Origin of the sequence: Rhodococcus sp. 4CII (assembly GCF_014256275.1) — a bacterium.
GTDB classification, from domain to species: Bacteria; Actinomycetota; Actinomycetes; order Mycobacteriales; family Mycobacteriaceae; genus Rhodococcus_F; species Rhodococcus_F wratislaviensis_A.
On record NZ_JACCFE010000002.1, the window covers coordinates 5,004,032 to 5,023,331 of the forward strand.

General features: G+C 66.9%; 15 protein-coding genes. 7 read left to right on the plus strand and 8 right to left on the minus strand.

Annotated features, from left to right (window positions below; all coding sequences use genetic code 11):
* Positions 1 to 39 precede the first annotated feature (39 nt).
* From H0B43_RS23855 to H0B43_RS23875, 5 genes are all read right to left on the minus strand, one after another.
* Positions 40 to 1,740: an iron ABC transporter permease gene (locus H0B43_RS23855; RefSeq protein ID WP_185725689.1), complete on the minus strand. Its 1,701-nt coding sequence runs from the start codon at positions 1,738 to 1,740 to the stop codon at positions 40 to 42.
* Complete coding sequence (locus H0B43_RS23860; protein WP_185725688.1) at positions 1,740 to 2,906, minus strand: ABC transporter ATP-binding protein; 1,167 nt, start codon at positions 2,904 to 2,906, stop codon at positions 1,740 to 1,742. The genes H0B43_RS23855 and H0B43_RS23860 overlap by 1 nt, the downstream gene beginning before the upstream one ends.
* Before the next feature lie 96 nt (positions 2,907 to 3,002).
* Complete coding sequence (locus H0B43_RS23865) at positions 3,003 to 3,779, minus strand: SDR family oxidoreductase (protein WP_185725687.1); 777 nt, start codon at positions 3,777 to 3,779, stop codon at positions 3,003 to 3,005.
* Positions 3,776 to 4,813, minus strand: coding sequence for an ABC transporter substrate-binding protein (locus tag H0B43_RS23870; RefSeq protein ID WP_185725686.1), 1,038 nt, complete (start codon positions 4,811 to 4,813; stop codon positions 3,776 to 3,778). The genes H0B43_RS23865 and H0B43_RS23870 overlap by 4 nt, the downstream gene beginning before the upstream one ends.
* Before the next feature lie 79 nt (positions 4,814 to 4,892).
* Positions 4,893 to 5,588: an alpha/beta fold hydrolase gene (locus H0B43_RS23875; protein WP_185725685.1), complete on the minus strand. Its 696-nt coding sequence runs from the start codon at positions 5,586 to 5,588 to the stop codon at positions 4,893 to 4,895.
* 109 nt (positions 5,589 to 5,697) lie between these two features.
* On the opposite strand from H0B43_RS23875, the gene H0B43_RS23880 reads away from it, so the two are divergent.
* From H0B43_RS23880 to H0B43_RS23895, 4 genes are all read left to right on the plus strand, one after another.
* The gene (locus H0B43_RS23880; protein ID WP_185725684.1) at positions 5,698 to 7,632 is read left to right on the plus strand and encodes an FAD-dependent oxidoreductase; all 1,935 of its coding nucleotides are present in this window, start codon (positions 5,698 to 5,700) and stop codon (positions 7,630 to 7,632) included.
* Positions 7,633 to 7,742: 110 nt separating this feature from the next.
* Positions 7,743 to 8,612: a branched-chain amino acid ABC transporter permease gene (locus tag H0B43_RS23885; RefSeq protein ID WP_185725683.1), complete on the plus strand. Its 870-nt coding sequence runs from the start codon at positions 7,743 to 7,745 to the stop codon at positions 8,610 to 8,612.
* A gap of 5 nt (positions 8,613 to 8,617) precedes the next feature.
* On the plus strand, positions 8,618 to 11,182 hold the full coding sequence (locus tag H0B43_RS23890; RefSeq protein WP_185725682.1) for an ATP-binding cassette domain-containing protein: 2,565 nt from the start codon (positions 8,618 to 8,620) through the stop codon (positions 11,180 to 11,182).
* Positions 11,183 to 11,235: 53 nt separating this feature from the next.
* Positions 11,236 to 12,033 (plus strand): SDR family NAD(P)-dependent oxidoreductase, encoded by a 798-nt coding sequence (locus H0B43_RS23895; RefSeq protein ID WP_185729815.1) that lies wholly within the window; start codon positions 11,236 to 11,238, stop codon positions 12,031 to 12,033.
* 69 nt (positions 12,034 to 12,102) lie between these two features.
* On the opposite strand, the gene H0B43_RS23900 is transcribed toward H0B43_RS23895, so the two are convergent.
* Entirely contained in the window at positions 12,103 to 13,263 is a 1,161-nt protein-coding gene (locus H0B43_RS23900) for an ABC transporter substrate-binding protein (protein WP_185725681.1), read from the minus strand.
* A 187-nt stretch (positions 13,264 to 13,450) separates the two neighbouring features.
* Between H0B43_RS23900 and H0B43_RS23905 the strand changes: the two genes are divergently transcribed.
* Together H0B43_RS23905 and purD are read left to right on the plus strand one after the other, a co-directional pair.
* Entirely contained in the window at positions 13,451 to 14,824 is a 1,374-nt protein-coding gene (locus H0B43_RS23905) for an FAD-dependent oxidoreductase (RefSeq protein ID WP_185725680.1), read from the plus strand.
* Positions 14,825 to 14,834: 10 nt separating this feature from the next.
* A complete protein-coding gene (purD, locus tag H0B43_RS23910) occupies positions 14,835 to 16,088 on the plus strand; it encodes a phosphoribosylamine--glycine ligase (RefSeq protein ID WP_185725679.1) in 1,254 nt (417 codons plus the stop codon).
* Between the two features lie 46 nt (positions 16,089 to 16,134).
* On the opposite strand, the gene H0B43_RS23915 is transcribed toward purD, so the two are convergent.
* Complete coding sequence (locus H0B43_RS23915; protein WP_185725678.1) at positions 16,135 to 16,887, minus strand: 3-hydroxybutyrate dehydrogenase; 753 nt, start codon at positions 16,885 to 16,887, stop codon at positions 16,135 to 16,137.
* On the minus strand, positions 16,884 to 18,257 hold the full coding sequence (locus tag H0B43_RS23920) for an MFS transporter (protein ID WP_185725677.1): 1,374 nt from the start codon (positions 18,255 to 18,257) through the stop codon (positions 16,884 to 16,886). The genes H0B43_RS23915 and H0B43_RS23920 overlap by 4 nt, the downstream gene beginning before the upstream one ends.
* 131 nt (positions 18,258 to 18,388) lie before the next feature.
* Here H0B43_RS23920 and H0B43_RS23925 point away from each other — a divergent pair, with 131 nt between their 5' ends.
* Positions 18,389 to 19,297 (plus strand): LysR family transcriptional regulator, encoded by a 909-nt coding sequence (locus H0B43_RS23925; protein ID WP_185725676.1) that lies wholly within the window; start codon positions 18,389 to 18,391, stop codon positions 19,295 to 19,297.
* The last annotated feature ends 3 nt before the right edge of the window (positions 19,298 to 19,300 follow it).

Here is a 19,300-nt window from a genome sequence, read left to right on the forward strand (position 1 = left end):
TCCTCGTTCTTCGTTCGGATCGGGCAGGGCTGGGCGACATCACAGATTGGTCAACACGTTTCGACCACCGACCAGCATCGCGATGACGACACCGATGCTGGTCACCGCCGTCATGAGCAGCGCCATCGCCGCCACCAGCGGGTAGGAACCGTTCTCCCACAGGTCGAACAGCAGCGTACCCATCACCTGCGTCGTGGCGGCCCGCACGAGCAGGGAGGCAGCGAATTCGTGGGTCAGCAGGATGAACATCAGGGCGACGGCACTGAGCACGGTCGGCCGCATGAGAGGCAGGATCACCCGGATGTTGGTGACGAACGGGCTCGCACCACTGGTTGCCGACGCCTCGGCGTAGGTCTCCCCGAGGGAGAGCATCGCCGTCATCTGCATTCGGGTGGAGAAGGGCACCATCAGCACGACGTAGACGAGGATGATGACCGCTTTGGTGCCGTACAGGATCAGCGGCGGCTGGGTGTAGGTCAGCAGGAACCCGACGCCGAAGATCACCGCGGGAATGCCCAGGGGCAGAGCTGTGATGACGTCACCGATGGTGCCCAGAACCCGGTGTCGGCGACCGCGCACGAGCAGCGTGGCGGTGAGGTAGCCGATCGGCACGCATATCGCGACCGCCACGACGGAGGTGAGAAGGCTGGTGGACACCGAGTCGACGATGCTCGCCGTCCGGAACAGCGCCCGGAAGTTGTCGAGTGTGAACAGATTCCAGGACAGTGTTTCCGACCAGTACGGAGACAGGGCCACGATCGCGAGTCCGATCAGCGGGACGACGAGCGCGAGAAACGCATAGACGGAGATCGTCACCGCGGCCCAGGCCGAGCGACCGGTGTTCGGTGCGAACGCCTTTCCCCCGTGCGTGACGAAGCGCGACTGATTGCCGAGCAGCATCTTCTGCGCGAGCACGACGACGACACCGAAGATGACGAGCGGTGAACCCGCCGCCGCTGCCGCGGCGAAGTCTGCCGGCGACTCCGACACCCGGCGATACATTTCGGTGGTGAGCACTTTCACGCCGGTGTTCTGGCCCAGCAGGAGCGGTCCGGTGAACTGGCCCAATCCGAGGAGCAGCGCAATTCCGCCGCCGTAGACCAGGGAGGGGCGAAGCAGGGGAAGGACAACACGGAAGAACACCCCGAGCGTCGACGAACCGCTGATCTGCGCGGCCTCGAGGTGCTCGGAACTGATGTTCTGCATTCCCGCGCTGACGAAGAGGTAGACGAACGAGGTGAGTCCGAAACCGGTGAGAATGATGATCCACGGCGTGCTGTAGACATCGATCGGTCCGGAGTCCATGGTGTTCCACCAGGGGAGTTTCCGCAGGAGTGCGTTCAGGTACCCGGGACCCGGGGAGAGAAGGAACGCCCAGCCGACGACATTGGCGACTGCGGGCATCACGATGGGCAGGATGGGGACGATCCGGAGGAAACTCAGCCGGCGGGGCAGCCTGGTGGCCGCGAACGCGAGCACCGTGCCCAACACCATGGCGATGGCGAGTGACGTGACGGCGAGGGCGATGGTCGTCCGGATGGTCTGCGCGATGTCGTACCGCCCGTACTGGGCCTGATACCCGCGCGCGCCGTCCTCGAACGCCAGCGACTGCAGCCGGAAGAGCGGGAGCACGATGAGGTACGCGAGGACCACCATCAGCGCGCCGTACCCGATTCGGGTTCGCCACACCGCACTGACGACGAGCGGACGCACGCCGCGGTTCAGGGCAACCGTAGCCATCACGCCTCCGATCGAGCAGTGGCGGTGGCGAACTCGGGTATCTGCAGATCGACGTGCCCGTCGGGATGCGGGAACACCCGCAGCGCGCTGGGGGAGAAGCTGACCACCAGCGGAGATCCCGTGGTGGCGCCACGCAACCAGGTCCCGTGCCGTCCGGCATCCGCGCGTAGGTACAACCGCTCACCTCCGGCGTCGACCGTCACGTCGAAATAGCGCCCCCCGTACTCCGAGGTGACGAGTTCGCCGGTGAGACCGACGTCGCCCGGGGCCACCTCGTCGAGCGAACGATGGAGCGAGAGGTCGTCGGGACGCATTCTGCCCAGTGCGGCGTCGCCGCCGATGTGTCCGCCACGGATGCCGGCCGCACCCAGATCGACCGGAGTGCCCGCTCGCGTCGTCCACCCCTCATGGCGCCGAACGAGTTCGAGTCGATTCGCCATGCCGATGAACGCGGCGACGTAGTCGGACGACGGGGACTCGTACACCCGCTCCGGGGTGTCGTACTGCTCGATCTTGCCCGCCTTCATGATAGCGAGCCGGTCGCCGAGCGCAAACGCCTCGGCCTGATCATGGGTGACGAAGACGGCGGTGAAGCCCAGCCGCTGGTGGAGTTGATGAATCTGGGAGCGGACCTGATCGCGCAGTCGTGCATCGAGATTGCTCAGCGGCTCGTCGAACAGCACCAGATCGGGTTGCGCGGCCAAACCACGAGCCACCGCCACACGCTGCTGCTGCCCACCGCTGAGCTGGGAGGGGTAGCGGTCGAGCAGGGCGCCACAATCCACCATCCCCGCTGCGGTCTCGACCTGGCCGGCGGCGATGGCGCTCTTCATCCGTCGTACCTTCAGCGGGTATCGGATGTTCTCGCGCACCGTCATGTTGGGCCACAACGCGTAGGACTGGAAGACCATGCCGATGTTGCGTTTGTAGGCCGGAACATTGATCCGGGCCGACGCGTCGAACACGGTGTGGTCCTTGAACGTGATCGACCCGCCCTCGGGGGTCTCGAGGCCGGCGATACAGCGGAGCGTGGTCGTTTTCCCGCAACCGCTGGGGCCGAGCAGAACGAGGAATTCACCGTCCTCGATATCGAGGTCGAGTTGGTCGACGATGGTATTGGACCCGAAGGTCTTGGTCAGGTTGGAAACCCGGAATTGCGATGTCACCTGGCACCTGCTTGGTTGCGAGTGGTTGGTCAGAAATAAAGTGAATTCAGTTCATTTGACGATAGCCGTGGTGTGAACGGCCTGCAAGGGTCCCGGTCACGGCGACGAGCGCTTCGGAGTCCGGGCGCCCGCGGAGGTTCCACCGTCGATCATCAGATCGGTGCCGGTGACGTAGCTGCTGTCGTCGCTCGCGAGGAACAGGATCGCCTTCGCAACCTCGAGCGGCATACCGCGGCGTTGCAACGGAATGCTTTTCACGTAGGCGTCCATGTCGTCGTTCGCGAAATCGGCGCCCGCGGTGATCGCCGTGTCGATGCTGCCCGGGCAGACCGCGTTGACCCGGATATTCGATTCGGCGAACTCCAGCGCCGCAACCCGTGTCAGGGCGCGAACGCCGAACTTCGACGCGCCGTACGCGCCGAGTTCGGCGGTGGCGAGGACACCGCGCAGCGAAGACAGGTTGACGACCGATCCGCCTGTGGTCATCGCGGCGCCCGCGGCCTGCAGTCCGAGGAACGTGCCCACCAGATTGAGGTCGATCATGCGTCGCAACTCGGCGAGCGAGGTCTGCATGATCGACGATTTGGAGGCGGCGCCCGCGGAGTTGACGAGAACCCGTAGCGGGTGCCCGCGATCCGCCATCTCGGTGGTCACGCGCGACCACTGCGATTCGTCGGTGACGTCCAGGTGTCGATAGTGGGCTCCCGCACCCAGTTTCGCTGTGACGTCGTTCCCGAGGTCGTCGTCGACGTCGCACAGATACACGGTCGCCCCGTGGGCGTGGAAGAGTTTCGCGGTCGCGGCGCCGATCCCCCGTGCCGCACCGGTGACGAGAGCGCAGGTGTCACGCAGTCGCGTTTCGTGCGTCGTCACTGGATGAATCGCTTTTCCCAGTCGGACTGATATTCGGTGAGCGATTCGGGGGTCAGATCGGACGGGTTGGGCAGTGCGATGTCCTGGGCACGTGCGACGGCACCCTCGATGCCGGGGAGGGCGCTCGCGTAGCCGAGCGACAATGCCTTCTGGCCGGCCGGGGTCACCATGAAATTCGCCAGCACCTGAGCGGCGTTCGGGTGCGGAGCCGCGGAGAGGGCGTGCGTGAACCAGGGCGTTCCCCAGGGCGGCGAGGGCAGCGCCCAGTCGACCGGTGCACCGGATTCCTTCTCGCGCACCAGAGGCTGCACCACCGGGGTGGCGACGATCTCACCGGAGGTCAGGGCCTGAGCGACACCCAGCGCGCTCGGGTAGATGCGCGGTTTCAGGTCGGCGAGCTTCTGCAGATAATCGGCGCCGAAGTTCTTCTCGAAGAATCGGTAGAAGTCGACGTAGGAGGCAATGCCCGACGGGTTGACGATGCCGATCTTGCCCTTCAGCGCCGGATCGAGAAGGTCTGACGGCTTCTGCAGACCGCCGGGAAGCGCTGTCGTGTTCCATCCGAGGGCGAACACCGCCGCACTCGTCAGGAAGAACTTGTCGGAAATGATGCTCTTCTGTGGTTCGTACTCCGGCGCATCGAAAGCCGGCCCGACGAGATCCGTCGAGTAGGTTCCCGACTTCGCGGCCGTCTCGATCCAGGCGGCGTCGGTGAGCATGTGGACGTCGGCGGTGCCGCGTTTCGTCTGATTCTCGACCTCGACCTTCGGGTTGATGTCGGCGTCGGTTCCGCGGACGTACTCGAGCGAGATCTCGGGGTACTCCTGCTCGAATGCCACCTTGAGGGCCTCGAGATTGGCGGGATTCTGGCTCGAGTACAGCAGCACGCTGCCTTCGCCCTTGGCGGCCGCGACGACGTCGTCCCACGTGCCCGACACGGGTTGGTTGACGCCGGAACCGCTGGAACCGCATGCGGCGGAGGCGAAAGCTGCGACCACCGCGACGGCCATCAGCTTGATCGGCACTTTTCTCATGGCAGGAAAGTCCTTCCGGAATCGGTTCGGCGGGTGCGAACCTGGGTGTTCGGTGACGAATCGGGGAGTCGAACGGGGCCTACGACGCGAGAGCGTGGAGCAGTGCAGCAACGCGGTCGGGAATCGTGACCATGGCCATGTGGCCGGATTCGAGAAAGACGGTGTCTCCGCCGACGACGGCCGCCGATCTCTCCTGCAATTCGGGTGGATAGCAGGCGTCCTTGGTCAAACGTACGTATGTACGGGGGATGTCGGCGCGGAGACCGGACAGATCGACGGACTCGGTGAGGAGGGCGCCGCAGTCGTCGACCAGCTGATCGATCGTCCAGCCCGTCTGCTCGGCATCCATGTCGTTGCAGAGCATCGCGGCGGCGCCCGTCGGATCCTGGCGGTACACACCGTCTTCTATCGACGCTTCCACGGCGGTGCGGACGTCCGGGTCGATCTGGTCGATCACCCGCGTGCCGTCGGGCGGGACGACGGCGGATAGGTAGACGACGTGCCGTAGTCGGGGAGCGAGTGTTTGCATGACCCGCGGGGCCGTCACGCCCCCGAAGGAGTGTGCGACGAGGACGACGTCCTCGAGGCCGGCCGCCACCACGTCGTCGATGACGGCGGCGGCGCAGTCGTCGAGGGTGACGGACCGCGGGTCGACGGAGCGCCGCCGTCCCCGTCCGGGGAGATCGACTGCGAGAGTGTCCTGTTCGAGAAGAGGAAGGAGTGGCTCCCAGCAGGAGGCCCCCATTCCTGCGCCGTGGACGAGAACGAACGACATGTTGCTCCTCGCTAAATTGAACTGATATCAGTTTGAATCTAAAGAAGTGTCCTTGTGATGTCAATCACCTGCTAGCGTGAAGTGAATCCAGTTCAGTTAGGGGATAGATATGACGACACCACGCGCAGCGCAGCCGCTGCAGATCGGCTCGCTACGGCTGGCAAACCGCCTCGTCGGGACGCCGCACGCCTCGGGCGCCGTCGCCGGCGGCATCCCCGCACGCGGCGACGACGACTACTGGCGGCGCTGCGCGGCCGGCGGTGCCGCGATGCTCATCGTCGGCGGCACGGTGGTGTCACCCGGTTCGACCAACCGCAACGGCAACATCACCGAGGCCTGGCGCCCCGAAGTCCTCGCCGGCCTGGAGGCTCGGGCGCGGGCGATCACGGAGGAGGGAGCCGTGGCGGCATGCCAACTGGTGCATCTCGGGCGCGAGACACTCGGCGCCGAGTTGTGGAGCCATCCCGTCGCGCCGTCCGCGGTCCGTTCGCCGCGCGAACCGACGCGGCCTCGCGCCCTCTCGCCCGCCGACGTGGACGAGATCGTCGACGCCTTTCGCGTGTCCGCCGTCCACGCGTGGTCCGCCGGATTCCCGGTCGTCGAACTGCACGCGGCCCACGGGTATCTGCTGGCGCAATTCCTCTCGCCGATCACCAATGTCGGCCGCGACGCCGCGACGGTGTCCCGGCGGGTGCAGATTCTCGACCGAATTGCGTCGGCGGTTCGCGACGCCTGCCCCGGTGTCGTCCTCGGTGTGCGCGTCTCCACGGAAGGCGACGACGAGGCCGGCCTGAGCCTGGACGGGCTCTGTGAGGTGCTGCCACACCTCTCGGGCTTCGACTACGTCAACGTCACCGTCGGGGTACGCACCACCTACGTCCGCGACATGGCCGTCACCGACCCACCGCTCCTCGATGCCGTCGGCCGGTTGCGCGCCGCAGTCGCGGCACCGCTGCTGGTGTCACAGGCGTTCCGTACCGGTGCGTCCATCGACACCGCGCTCCGTTCGGGAGCCGACCTCGTCGGCGTGGCACGACCGCTGATCGCGGACCCGAACTTCCCGAGGAAGATACTGACCGGCCGGGAAGCCTCGGTCCGGCCGTGTGTGTCGTGCAACGAGGACTGCAGGGCATTCGACCCCGTCCTGCTCTGCTCGGTCAATCCCGAACTCGCGCCGCCCGGGCATTCCGCGCGCCCGGCGCACCCGCTCACGCTGGGGCCGACACGCTCGTCGGGGGACCGGCGGCGGATCGCCGTCGTCGGCGCCGGCCCGGCCGGGCTCGAGTGTGCGATGCGGCTCGGACCCGATCGGAACGTCACGCTCTTCGAACAGCGCGAGCGGATCGGCGGCCAGCTCGCGACAGCGGCAGACGCGCCCCACCGCAGCGGCTGGCGTCGCCTCCTCGACTTCTACTCGGCCAACATGCCGGGAGTCGCCATCCGTCTGGGCCACACGGTGAGCGCCGCCGAACTGGAGGACTTCGACGAGGTGGTCCTCGCCGTCGGCGCCGTCGAAATGCTTCCGCCCGAAGCGGAAGGAACGAACACGCTGCTGTCGTCGCAGGCGCTGGCCGGGGGAGGGGCGGCGCTGCGCGGCGCCGGACACGTCGTCGTGATCGACGACGGATTCGGGCTCTGGCCCGCGGCGAGTGCGGTCGAGGCCGCGCTGGCCGCCGGCGCCGGCCGGGTCACGGTCCTGACGCCGGCCGCGGCCTTCGCGTCGGGTCTTCCCGCCGAAGGTCGGGTTCAGTACCTGCGCCGGCTGTCGGGCGCACCGGTCGACGTCCGTGTGCTGTCGTCGCTCGTCGCGGTGTCCGACGGTTTGGTCGAGTTCGAGAACGCCTTGTCGGGGGAGCGGTCGCGGCTCGACGTCGACCGCATCGTCGTGGCGGGTGAGCGGCGCTCGATCGACTGGTCGCTGCTCGCGCCTCGCAGCGCACGCGTGCACGTCATCGGCGACGCGCTCGTGCCGCGCAAGGTCGCCCACGCCGTCGCCGAGGGCCGCTCCGCGGCCTGTGAGTATTTGTCGACCGCCCGCGGTTAACAAGTGCTCGCAGGGGCTGCAGGGTGTGGTTGCGCTCACACCCGCGGTCATCTACGTTACTTGAACTGAAGTCAACTCAATTCGAATTCCGGCCGCCCCTCGGAGGCATTGTGGACCAGTTGTTCATCACTTTGACCACCGGCATCGCCAACGGTGCCGTGTACGGTCTCATCGGACTCGGATTGGTCATCATCTTCCGATCCACCGACGTCATGAATTTCGCCATGGCGTCATTGTCGACGCTCGCCATCTACGTTGCCCTCAGTGCGTACGGCGCCGGCGCGGGCATTGTCGTCGCCCTGGTCGTCGCGGTGGTTTTCGGCGCCCTCAGCGGAGTCGTGGTGCGGGAAGCGCTGATTCGGCCGCTCGGGCAGGGCAAGCTCTTCGCCGCGCTCGTCGTCACGATGGGGCTGTCGATCATCGTCGAACATCTGATCGGCCAGTACTGGGGAGAGCAGCCGCGACGATTCCCTCAACTCATCGACGGCACGATCTCGATCGGCAACTCGAACCTGATGCTGCAGGACCTCGCGACGATTCTGCTCGCCGCGCTGGCCGTGTCGGCCATCGCGTATCTGTTCACGCGCACACCGGTCGGATCCGCGATGCGTGCGGTCGCGGAATCGGCCGAGACCGCCGAGATCATGGGCATCAACGCCCACAAGGTTGCGCGGATCGCCTGGGCACTCGGCATGGCGCTGGCGGTGCTGGGAGTCTTCTTGTACGCCCCGAAGACCGGGGTGTCGCCGGTGATCCTCGCCCCCGTGCTGTTCCGGGCGTTCGCCGGCATTCTCCTGGGCGGGCTGACGAGCATGTACGGCGCGGTCATCGGTGGGCTCGTCATCGGTGTGCTGGACAACCTGGCGGCGGCCTATATCTCCGCTAGCTTCCGCGACACGTTCGTCTTCTGCGTGGCGGTGCTCGTGCTGCTCATCCGTCCCCAGGGCATCTTCGGCCGCCAAACCTTCGAGAGGGTCTGATATCCATGATCACACAGGACATCTCGGGCCGCGGCGCAGGCGGCCCGGCCCGGCGGCTGTACAGCGCCGGCCAACTTCTCGGCGGACCGGCCGCAGCGATCCTGACGATTGCGGTGCTGCTCTCTGCCGGACTCGTGCCGGGCTACCAGATCTATACGGTCGGACTTGCCGCGGTGTACGGCCTGATCGTCCTGTCCATCTCGCTTCTGGCCGGGTGGACGGGTATCTGGTCGATCGGGCATCCCGCGATGGTCGCGATCGGCGCGTACGCGACGGCGTACGGCAGCAGTCACGATTGGGGACTGGCCTTCACGTCCGTCGTCGCCGTTGCTCTGTGTGCAGTGCTGGGAGGCTTTCTCGGGTTCGCTGGTTCCCGCTTCTCCGTGCTGTATGTCGCGCTCCTGACGTTGGCGTTCACGTTGGTGACGCTCGAGATCATCGGCGCGTGGAAGAGCGTGACGGGCGGCGACCAAGGCGTGCCGGTCGACACCTTCGACTCCGCGTTCGGCGACCTCGTTCCGTCGTCCGATGACGTCACCTACCTGGCCGTCGGAGTTCTCGGTCTCGCCATAGCGGTGTCGGTGTTCATGCGCCGCACGACCATTCGCATGCGCATGGTTGCGGCCAAGACGCACCCCCTGGCCGGCAGATCGATCGGTATCGCTCCCGAACTGCAATCGAGCCTCGGGTTCGCGATCAGCGCGGGTGTCGCGGGTCTGGCGGGTGTGCTCCTGGCCTTGTTGTCGGGCTTCATCAGCCCGGAGGGATTTTCGATGGTGTTCGCGGTCAACCTGATTGCCGCGACCGTGCTCGGCGGGACCGGCAGTGTGATCGGCGCCGTTCTCGGTGGGGCGTTCCTCGCATCCGCACCGACGTTGTCGTCGTCGCTGTCGATCGACCAGCCGTACCTGATCGGGGGTGTCCTGATTCTCATCCTGCTGTTCCTCGCCGACGGAATCGTCCCGACGGCGGGAAAGCTGCTGCACCGGTTCGTCCCTGCCACGCGTGCACTCGGCCGTCCCACGTTGCCGACGTCCCCACCGGGCCTGCTCGGCACGTCGGACTCGGGAACGGACACGCCCGGCCATGACGCCGCGGCGCCCGTGCTGAAGACAGAGGCGCTCGGTGTTCGTTTCGGCGGGCTCCAGGCCGTGCACGACATCGACCTCCGCGTGGGTGCCGGTGAAGTGCTCGCGATCATCGGGCCCAACGGCGCAGGCAAGACGACGTTCGTCAACGCCCTCTGCGGCCTGATCGGTGGCGGTGAAGTGGTGGGGACGATGGAACTCGGTGGCAGGCCACTGCACGGGGTGCGCGCGACTCGTCGACGCTCGCTCGGCCTCGGCCGGACCTTTCAGCACGCCGAACTCTTCGCGGAACTCACCGTTCTCGAAAACGTCAGTGTCGTCAACCGTTGGGGGCGCCGCACCGATCGCGACAGTGCGGTGCGGGTCCTCTCGAGTGTCGGATTGTCCGACCACGTGCACCGACTCCCCGACGAACTGCCGTTCGGGCTGCAGAAACGGGTCGACCTGGCCCGTGCGATCGCGGCGCTGGCCGACAACCCGCGATTGATGGTGCTCGACGAACCGTTCGGTGGCCTCGACGCGGATGAACGGCACACCCTCGCCGGCCACATCCGGCGACTCTCGGGTTCCGGCACGTCGGTGGTCATCATCGACCACGTCCTCGACGACCTGTTCTCCGTCGCAGACCGGGTGGTGGCGTTCGACTTCGGCGAGCTGATCGCCGACGGAACCCCGGACACGGTCCTGCAGAACCGCCAGGTCCGCGACTCGTACCTCGGAAACATCGACACGACGCTGATCGCACCCGAGATCGACCGGACGTCGACTCCGTTGATCTCCGTGCGGGGGATCGAGCACCACTACGCGGGTGTGCAGGCATTGTCCGGCATCGATCTCGACGTGCATGCGGGCGGAATTCTCGGCATCGTCGGCGCGAATGGTGCCGGTAAGAGCACTCTGGGGCGGATCCTGCACGGCGACCTGCAGTCGACCGGCGGCACCCGCACGGTCACCGGCACGGACGCACTGCGCCTCAGCCTCGTTCCCGAGGGCCGCGCGCTGTTCCGCACCCTGTCGGTGCGGGAGAACCTGGAGGTCGCGGCGTATGCCGCAGGAATCTCCGGTCGCACCTTGCGGACTCGGCTCGAAGAGCTGCGCCTGGGGCTCCCCGAACGCGTCCGCACTCGCATGGACATACCGGCAGGCTCGTTGTCCGGCGGCGAACAGCAACTCGTCGCCATCGCCCGGGCGCTGATGGCCGACCCCGACGTTCTGATCCTCGACGAACCCGCATTGGGGTTGTCCCCGGCGATGGTCGACGAGGTCTATTCACAGGTCAATGCGCTGGCACGCCGCGGCATCACCACGATTCTGCTCGACCAGTCACTCGCGCGCGCGCTCGAATCCTGCAGCGAGGTCGTCGTTCTGCGTCAGGGTGAGGTCGTCGCGCGCGGCAACAGTGGCACGCCGGAATTCGCTCGGACCGCCGAGGCAGCGTACTTCGGTACGGACATCCCTGCCCCCACCGGTGAACTGCACTGAATTGTCCCGACCTCGATCGGGTACGGAGAAAGGGGAGTACGGAGATCATGACTATGTCTCGGACGGCAGGACAGGGCAGGTTCGAGGGCGCGATCGCCCTGGTCACCGGCGGCGGATCGGGAATCGGGGCGGCCGTCGTCGCGCAGCTCGTCGGTGAGGGTGCTGCCCGCGTCTACGTGGCCGACATCGCGGCCGAGAATGTGCGCCGGCGGCACGGCGACGACCCCACGACGATCGTGCGAGGCGTCGACGTGTCCGACCCGGAGGCCGTCGACGCCGTCATGGCGGAAGTCCTCGCCGCCGAGGGTCGGCTCGACGTCGTCGTCCACGCTGCCGGCGTGGACGACCCGGAATCCAAGAAGATCATCACGGACGCCGCTGCCGCGGGCACGCCGATCGACCTGACGGCGAATCTCACCGACGCGCAGTGGCGCCGCGTGATGTCGGTCAATCTGGACGGCACGTTTCACGTGGTCCGCTCCGCGGTGCGGGCGATGAAGCCGAAAGGCGGCGCGATCGTCGTGATCGGGTCGTCGTCGGCGTTCGACACCTTGATCGGATACCCGCACTACGCGGCGTCGAAAGCCGCTGTTCATGCGTTCTGTCAGGCCGTCGCCAAGGAGGTGGTGGCCTTCGGCGTCCGACTCAATCTCGTCGCTCCCGGTCCGACGGAGACCGGCATGGCCGCTCGCACACCGGAAGAACTGAAAGTGCAGTGGGTCAACAACACACCGGTGCCCTATGCGACACCGGACGAGATCGCGGACAACGTGCTCTTCCTCGCTTCGGAACAAGCCAGGAACGTGGTGGGTGCGGTGCTCCTCAGCAACCGTGGACGCTTCACCGTCTGACTGCTCGCCTTCGACAACGAAAAACGCCTCCAGGTCGGGATTTCCGACCTGGAGGCGTTTTTCGGCGTGCTACTGCGGTGACACGAAGTCTCCGATGGGGACGAATTTGCCACCCTCGACCTGGACCCGGACCACACTGTCGGTGCCGAGATGCTCGTCGGAGCTGAACGTGAGAGGAGGCATCACGCCGGTGTCGAGTGTGCCGCTCGTGGTGATCGCGTCGGTGACGGATTTCGACGTGATGTCGCCGTCGATGCCGGCGAGGACCTGAGCGAACGCTTTCGCCGAGCCATACGTTGCCAGTGAGTAGAAGTCGGGCTTCTCGCCCGGCTTGTACTTCGCGAGCGCCTGCCGGTACTCCTCGACCTCCGGGTCGTCGGCGGTGGGCGGCAGCGTCAGCGACACGGCACGGAACCCTTCCGCGTTCGCACCCGCGAGGTCGAGGAGGCTGTTACCGACCGTGGGGGAGTAGCCGTAGCTGGGGATCTTGACACCCTGCAGAGCCATCTCGTTGAGGTAGGCAGCCGCCTCCTGGATCGGCAGGATCGTCAGGACTGCATCGGGTGCAGACGAACGGATCTGGGACACGAACGGGCTGTAGTCCGTGGTCCCGAGTTTGACCTCGACCGTCGATACCTGCGCCCCGGCCTTCTCGAGTTCGGCCGTCGCGACCGCGCCCACATTCACGAACGCGGCCGGATCGTTGCGGATGACGGTGACCTTCTTCGCGCCCTCGTCGAGGGCCCATTGCGCAGCGGCGCGCGCCTGGTTCTCGTAGAGCGTCTGGCTGCCGAACAGGCCGTCCCGCGGCGGGTCGTACCAGGCGCCGGAGCCGCCGTAGGTCCCGAAGATGGGGATCTTGTTCTGTTCGAGGACGAACGGGAACGTTGCCTCCGTGGTGGCCGTGCCGTTGGCGCCGACGATGGCGACGACCTTGTCGCGTGAGACCAGTTGTCGCGCCACCTGAATCGTCTGCTGCGGGTCGAAGGCATTGTCGACGGGAGTCCACTCGACGGGGCGGCCGTTGATCCCCCCTGCGGCGTTGAGCTGGTCGAAGAACGCCTGGGTACCGGCTTCCTGAGGAAGACCTCCCGAAGCCTGCGGCCCCGAAAGGGGAAGCCATGCGCCGAGTTTGATCGGCCCGCCCGGGTCGCCGTCGCCGGCTTGCGTCCCGCAGGCTGTCAACGTCGTGGCGAGAACCACGCCGACGGTGAGAAGTATTTTCCGCACATCCGCTCCTTGAATCGAGTTCAGTTCGATGGATGGTATAGAGGAAATGCTGTGTCGGCAATCACATCGCGATCAAGTTCTCCCAGGGGTGGTCCCGTCGACGAAAACTCTTGAACTGACTTCAGTTGAGGGGATACGGTGATGCAGGTAGTGCCAGTGCTCGGTCGAAGAGGATGAGGAACACCAGATGCCAGAAATCGAAACCGACGTACTCGTCATCGGCGCCGGAATGGCCGGGTTGACTGCGGCAGCGCGGGCGGCGACCCGTGGACGATCGGTCGTCGTCGTCGAGAAGTCCGCGGCGATCGGCGGGTCCGCCCAATTCGCCGGGTATGCCTGGACCGCGCCGTCGCACCAGGTCATGGACGAGGTCAACCCGGACGGTGACCCGGCCCTGCGCCGGGCGCTCGTCGACGGGTTTCGCGATGGGATCGACTGGATCCGGTCGCTCGGCGTCGACTGCGCGGACGCGGTGACCGTTCTCCGCTACGGAACCGGCCACCAGTTCGACACGAATCACTACATCGACCAGTGCCGCCGGCGAATCCGGAGTCACGGCGGTGAACTGTACTCGAGCGCGGAGACGCTCGCGCTGCTCACGTCGGACGGTGGCGTCGTCGGCGCCCGTGTCAGGCTCTCGGACGGCACGGAATGTGAAGTGCGAGCCCGGGCAACCATTCTCGCGACCGGGGGTTTCCAGGCGAATTCCGCATTGGCCGCCGCGCACATCCACCCCGCGGCGTCCGAGATGCAACTGCGTTCCAATCCCGCCAGTGCGGGTGACGGACTACGCCTGGCCGAATCCGTCGGCGCAGCGACCGGAACGGATCGGTCCGGCTTCTACGGCCACCTCGTACCCACCGGTGTCCGCTTTCGCGATCCGTCCGATTTCGTGGCGCTGTCGCTCTACTACAGCGAGCATGCGCTGCTGTTCAACCTCGACAACCGGCGGTTCACGGACGAGACGGTCGGAGACCATCTGACGACGATGGACCTGCTCGAACAGCCCGAGTCTCGAGGATTGCTCGTCGCCGACGCGCGGGTATACCGCGAATGGATCACCGGCACCTACGTGGAAGGCGCCGCCGCACTCGACAAGTTCGACCTCGCGCAGCGCCGGGGTGGGCGGTGCGGAATCGCAGAGAATCTGGACGAGTTCGCCTACCTTCCCGAGGAGTGGGGCTACGACGGCGCCGCCATCGCGGATCAGATCCGGTCTCTTCATGCGTCCGGTACGGACGCGCAGCCCCCGCGTCGCTTCGACCCAGCGCCGCTCGACGAGGGTCCGTATTACCTCGTCGAGGCATGCCCGGCTCTGACCTTCCCGTTCCACGGCATCCGCATCGACGAGCACGGCCGCGTCCTCGACGCGGCGGGCGGCGCGATCAGCGGCCTGTTCGCCGCCGGATCGGACACCGGCGGGCTTTACAACCGGGCGTACACGGGAGGCATCGCGCCTGCCCTGGTGTTCGGCCTTGCCGCCGCGGACCACACGGCACCAGTGAGTACTTGTCAACCGCGGGCGGTACTCGCAGGAACGGTGCCCAGGCCCGGCCCGTAGGCTGACACCCGTGCGCGTACTCGTTATCGGCTCCGGAGCCCGTGAACATGCCCTCCTTCTCGCCCTTGCTCGCGATCCGGGTGTCAGTGCCCTGATGTGTGCGCCCGGCAATGCCGGGATCGGCAAGATCGCCGAGCAGCATGCCGTCGACATCGCGTCGGGGGAGGCGGTGGCGGCTCTCGCGAAGAAGCTCGGCGCCGACCTCGTCGTGGTGGGACCCGAGGTACCCCTGGTGCTGGGTGTCGCGGACGCCGTCCGTGCGGCGGGCATCGCCTGCTTCGGTCCGTCCGCCGACGCCGCGCGGATCGAGGGTTCGAAGGCGTTCGCCAAGGACGTCATGGCCGCCGCCGGTGTGAAGACCGCCCACAGCGAGATCGTCGACTCGCCCGCCAAGCTGGACGAGGCACTGGACCGCTTCGGCCCCAACTGGGTGGTCAAGGACGACGGCCTGGCGGCGGGCAAGGGTGTCGTGGTCACCACCGACCGGGACGCCGCCCGCGATCACGCGGCCGAACTGCTCGAGAACGGTCACCCCGTCCTGCTCGAATCCTTCCTCGACGGTCCCGAGGTGTCGCTGTTCTGCGTCGTCGACGGCGAGACCGTGGTGCCGCTGCTGCCCGCGCAGGACCACAAGCGCGTCGGTGACGGCGACACCGGTCCCAACACAGGCGGCATGGGCGCCTACACACCGCTGCCGTGGCTGCCCGAGCAGACCGTCACGCAGATCGTCGACGATGTCGTGAAGCCGGTCGCGGCCGAGTTGGTAGCCCGGGGCAGTGCCTTCAGTGGGCTGCTGTACGCGGGGCTGGCGATCGGCAAGGACGGGCCGGCGGTCGTCGAGTTCAACTGCCGCTTCGGTGACCCCGAGACCCAGGCCGTGCTCGCGTTGCTGAAGAGCCCGCTCGGCGAACTGCTGAACGCGGCGGCCACCGGAACGCTCAATCAGGTCGCGCCCCTCGAATGGCAGGACGGCTCGGCGGTGACCGTCGTGGTCGCGGCCGAGCACTACCCGGCCACGCCGCGCACCGGTGACGTGATCACCGGTGCCGATGGCGATGGCGTCCTGCACGCGGGCACCAAACTGGTCGAGGGGCAGGTGGTCTCCGCCGGCGGCCGCGTGCTGAGCGTCGTCGGGGTCGGGGCGGACCTGAGCGAGGCGCGTGCGGACGCATACGCCAAGATCTCCGCGGTGAAGCTGCCGGGAAGCCATTTCCGCAAGGACATCGGCCTGGCAGCCGTGGAGGGACGCATCGCCCTTCCCTGAGACGAAACCGGCGGTGCGATCGGATTCGAACGCACCGCCGGCCACGTCACCGGGCCGTCCAGCCTCCGTCGATCGTGTAGGACGCGCCGGTCACCATGCCGGCGTCGTCGGATGCGATCCACCCGACCAGCGATGCCACCTCCGACGGTTCCACGAGCCGCTTGATCGCGCTCTCGGTGAGCATCACCTTCTCGATCACCTCGGACTCGCTGATGCCGTGCACGTGGGCCTGATCCGCGATCTGCTTCTGCACCAGCGGTGTCAGCACGTATCCGGGGTTGACGCAGTTGCTGGTGACGCCGTGCGGTCCGCCCTCCAGCGCCGTCACCTTCGACAGTCCCTCGAGGCCGTGCTTGGCGGTGACGTACGCGGCCTTGAACGGCGACGCGCGGAGTCCGTGGACCGACGACACGTTGACGATGCGTCCGAATCCCGCGTCATACATGTGTGGCAGTGCCGCGCGGATCAGCAGGAACGGGGCCTCGACCATCAACTTCTGGATGCGCCGGAAGTCCTCGGGGCGGAACTCCTCGAGCGGGCTGATGGTCTGGATACCGGCATTGTTGACGAGGATGTCGGTCTCGAGGCGCAGTTCGGTGAGTTCGTCGGTGTCGAGGAGGTCGATGTGCCACGCGGTGCCGTCGATGTCGTCGGCCAGCGTCTTGGCGGCAATCTCGTCGAGATCGGCGACCGTGACGTGCGCTCCGCGCGCCGCCAGCGTCCGGGCGCAGGCTGCGCCGATGCCGCTGGCGCCGCCGGTGACGAGGGCGGTGCGCCCGGCCAGGTTCTGTTCCGTCATGCCGAGGTTCCCGCCTTCTCGTCGGCGAGGATCCGTGCGTCCGCCGCGTCGATCGATTCGAGCGAGATGCCCTTGGTCTCCCGGGCGACGATGACGGCGACGACGGTGATCAGGCAGGCGATCGCCAGGTAGACCGCGATCGGAACGGACGAGTGGTACTTGCTCAGCAGGCTGGCTGCGATGATCGGCGCCAGCGAACCGGCCACGATCGACGTCACCTGGTAGCCGAGGGAGACACCCGAGTAGCGCATGCGGGTCGGGAACATCTCGGCCATGATCGCCGGCTGACCGGCGTACATGAACGCGTGGAACACCAGGCCGATGATGATCGCTCCGAGGATGACGGCGTTGTGCCCGCTGTTCATCATCGGGAACGCGAAGAAGCCCCAGGTGCCCGCGGTCAGCGCGCCGATCATGTAGACGGGACGGCGGCCGATGGTGTCCGAGAGCCGCCCGACCAGCGGGATCACCGCGAAGTGCACGGCGTGGGCGATCAGCATCCACCAGAGGATCTGCGCGGTGTCCGTGTGGACCACCACCTTGAGGTAGGTGATCGAGAACGTGACCACCAGGTAGTACATGACGTTCTCGCCGAAACGCAGGCCCATCGCCGTCAGCACGCCACGCGGGTAGCGCTTGAGCACCTCGAAGACGCTGAACGACGTCTCCTTGATGTGCTCCGCCTCCTTCTGCGCCTGGATGAAGATCGGGGCGTCCGTCACCTTGGTACGGATGTAGTAGCCGACCAGGACGATCACCGCGGACAGCCAGAACGCGACGCGCCAGCCCCAGCTCAGGAACGCCGCATCGGACAGCGTCGTCGTGAGGATCAGCAGGACGACGGTCGCGACGAGGTTGCCTGCCGGGACTCCGGCCTGCGGCCACGACGCCCAGAAACCGCGGGAACGGTTCGGGCTGTGCTCGGCCACCAGCAGCACCGCGCCACCCCACTCGCCGCCGACGGCGAATCCCTGGATGAAGCGGAGCGTGACGAGCAGGGCGGGGGCCCAGTAGCCGATCTGGCCGTAGGTGGGCAGGCAACCCATCAGGAACGTGGCCGCGCCGACGAGGAGAAGGCTGAACTGGAGCAGTTGCTTGCGGCCGAACTTGTCGCCGAAGTGACCGAACACGATGCCGCCGAGTGGCCGGGCGACGAAGCCCACGGCGTACGTCACGAACGCCGCGATGATCGCGTCGAGTTCGTTGTCTCCGGCCGCGAAGAAGACCTTGCTGAACACCAGCGTCGCAGCTGTCCCGTAGAGGAAGAACTCGTACCACTCGACGATGGTGCCGGCCATGGACGCACCGACCACCTTCTTCAGCCCGGACGGCGGGGCTTCCTTCACGTGCGCGGTTTCGTCGACGCTCATCTGTCGCTCCTCGTTCCACTCCGTACCCCGTTGTGACTGGGGACACAGTTCATTTGTCCTGCCGAGTATTGATGCATATTTGTGCGCACACAATGACGCAACATGCAGTCGCCATGTGCAAATATGCAGAAATGACGTCCGGAACAGCGAAGCCCAGCGCCGACGACCTGCTCGTCCTGCTGGCCGTGGGGCGGACCGGCCGCTTCAACACCGCAGCCGACGACCTCGGGGTCAACCACACCACCATCTCGCGCCGGATCGCGAATCTGGAGAAAAGCCTCGGCGGCCGGGTTCTCGTGAAGGCCGCGGGCGGGTGGGAACTCACCGACCTCGGGCGGCAGGCACTGACCGCGGCCGAACGCGTGGAGGCCGCCGTCCACGGACTCGTCGCCGAACCCGGCGGTGCCGACCACCTGAAAGGCGTCGTCCGCGTCTCGGCGACCGACGGATTCAGCGCCTACATCGCCGCGCCCGCCGGCGCACTGATCCGCAGAAGGCATCCCGAGGTGTCCGTGGAGATCGTCGCGATCACGCGCCGGGCGTCGCAGCATCGCTCCGGACTCGACATCGAAATCGTGGTCGGCAAACCCCAGGTGCATCGCGCCGAGGCGCTGTGGCTGGCCGACTACACCCTCGGGCTGTACGGCGCGCGGTCGTACCTGGCCGAGCACGGCACACCGCGACAGGTGGGGGATCTCGCCTACCACTCACTCGTCTACTTCATCGACTCGATGCTGCAGGTCGACGAACTCGACCTCGCGCAGCGACTCACCGTGTCGATGCGCGAATCGGTGACGTCGACGAACGTGTTCGTGCATGTCGAGGCCACTCGGGCGTCGGCGGGCATCGGGCTCCTGCCCTGCTTCATGGCCGACCGCCACGACGACCTCGTGCGCGTGCTGCCCGGGCAGGTCGAGGCCGAGCTGGCGTACTGGCTCGTCGCGCGGGCCGAGTCGCTGCGCCGACCCGAGGTCGCCGCGGTGGTGGGCGCCATCCGGGAGACGGTCGAGTCGCAGCGGGACGCGTTGGCGGGGAAGTGATCG